General features: G+C 70.3%; 1 protein-coding gene. It reads left to right on the top strand.

Annotation, left to right across the window (positions count from 1 at the left end; genetic code table 11):
• The first annotated feature begins 41 nt into the window (after nt 1–41).
• Complete coding sequence (locus ACWDA7_RS52550; RefSeq protein WP_450615275.1) at nt 42–1,748, top strand: recombinase family protein; 1,707 nt, start codon at nt 42–44, stop codon at nt 1,746–1,748.
• Nucleotides 1,749–1,771 lie beyond the last annotated feature (23 nt).

Below are 1,771 nucleotides of genomic sequence, written 5' to 3' on the forward strand. Positions count from 1 at the left end.
GGTCCGCATAAGAGGCCGAACTCCATCTGATCAGGCAGCGCATGCAGACCGGGCGGGTGAACAAGGCCCGCCGCGGTGAACTGGTCGTGCCGCTGCCGATCGGCTACGTGCGCCGGCCATCCGGCGAGGCGGTCCTCGACCCGGACGAGCAGGCACAGACCGTGGTGCGGCTGGTGTTCACGAAGCTCGCTGAGCTCGGCACCCTGCATGCGGTGCTGCGCTGGCTGGTCGAGCACGGGATCGAACTGCCCATCCGGTTGCGCCGGGGGCCCGATAAGGGCGAGCTGGAGTGGCGGCGGCCGAACCGGATGACGCTGCAGTGCATGCTGCACAGTCCGGTCTATGCCGGGATCTACGCCTACGGGCGCCGCCGCATCGAGCACCGCCGGCAGCAACCGGGACGCCCCTCCACCGGCAGAGTGGTGCGCGGTGAGGACGAGTGGCTGGTGTTCATCCCCGACGCGCTGCCCGCCTACATCACCATCGAGCAGTACCGGGCCAACCTGGCCCGGCTCGCGGCCAACGCCGCCCGGGCCGAGACCCTCGGCACGGTCCGCAGCGGTCCTGCCCTGCTGGCCGGGCTGGTGCGGTGCGGCCGCTGCGGCAAGCGCATGACCGTGCGCTACCACCAGCACGCGGGCAGCACCCGCCCCGACTACGTGTGCGCCCGGCAGATGACCGACTACGGATCCGGGGAGCGCTGCCAGGCACTGAACGGAGCCTGCGTGGACGCCTTCGTCACCGCCCAGGTCCTCGCCGCGCTCGCCCCGGCCGCGCTTGAAGTCTCCTTACGCGCGGCCGAGCAAGTCCTGGCCGAACGGGCCGAGCTGGACAAAATCTGGTCCCAGCGGCTGGAGCGCGCCGCGATCAATGCCGACCGGGCCCGGCGCTGTTACCGCCTCGCCGAGCCCGAGAACCGCCTGGTCGTACGGCAGTTGGAAAAGGACTGGGAGCAGGCCCTTGCCGCCCAGCAGACCCTGCAGGAAGAGTACGACCGCTTCACCCAGACCCGCCCGCGCACCCTCACCGCCGCCGAGCAGCGGGCCATCACCGCGCTCGCCGGCGACATCGAAGGCCTGTGGAGTGCTGAGACGACCACCCCCGCCGACCGCAAAGAGATCATCCGCGCGCTCGTGGAGCAGGTCACCGTCACCGTGCTGGGCACCAGCGAACGCGTCACCGTCACCATCACCTGGGCCGGCAGGAGGACCACCACGGGCGAGACCGCCCGCCCCGTCGCCCTCCTCCAACAGCTCAGCTACTACCCGCAGATCAAGGAGCGCATCCGCGAACTGGCCGGTCAGGGACACCGCGCCGAGGCGATCGCCCAGCGCCTGCACGCGGAGGGCTTCCGCCCAGCCCGCGGACGCGGGAACCGGATCAGCGCCAGCGCGGTCAAGGCGATCCTGCGTGAACTCGGCACCCTGCCGCCACCCGCCCGTCTCCGGTCGGCCTCGCCACCCGGCGAAGAACCCGGCCGCGATGAGTGGTGGCTGGAAGACCTCGCCACCGAAATCGACATGCCCGCAGTCACCCTCTACTCGTGGATCTACCGCGGCTGGGTGAACGCTCGCAAGGAGTCCCGGCGCCCCTACCGCTGGATCCTCCACGCCGGACCCACCGAACTCGCCGAACTCCGCGAGCGACGCACCCGCCCGCCCGGCTGGTACACCCGACTCCGCTGGACCGACACCGAGCCACCGATCCCGACCCAAGACGAAGATCAAACAGCCAGTTCCCATTTATGAGTGCACTGTGGTTGACACATCTC

The organism is Streptomyces sp. NPDC001156 (assembly GCF_053598275.1).

What these genes read in the sequence shown, in the direction of transcription:
- ACWDA7_RS52550 (WP_450615275.1), top strand. Translation starts at nt 42, where the DNA reads ATGCAGACCGGGCGGGTGAACAAGGCCCGCCGCGGTGAACTGGTCGTG.